At 65.0% G+C, this 260-nt stretch carries 1 protein-coding gene; it reads left to right on the top strand.

Going from position 1 to position 260, the window contains the following annotated elements:
* Window positions 1–260 (top strand): hypothetical protein (locus SB660_RS21720; RefSeq protein WP_410584495.1); only part of this gene is annotated, 260 nt, incomplete at both ends.

The raw sequence follows: 260 nt of genomic DNA, 5'->3' as shown, positions 1-260 counted from the left end.
ATGGAATGGAAGACATGAACAGCACCTCGGGTTACTTCGATCAGGCCGTCTCCGGCCTGGACGACGTGCTGCGTGACGACGATCTGAGCAGTCTGTCCGACGCGGAGCGGATCGAGATCCTGCGGGGTGCGGGTGACGTGCTCCGGCGGGCGGAGGCGCTGATCGTCGAAGCGGTGGCGTCTGCGGATTCGGACTTCGGTCCGAGGCTCGGGTGCCGGTCGACGAACGAGGTCGTTCAGAGGGCGTTGCGAACGGATTCC

This window comes from Bacillus sp. SIMBA_005, from assembly GCF_046535585.1.
Classification (GTDB): Bacteria; Bacillota; Bacilli; order Bacillales; family Bacillaceae; genus Bacillus; species Bacillus pumilus.
Note: the sequence above shows the minus strand (reverse complement) of the source record. Positions and strands in the feature narration are given on the sequence as shown.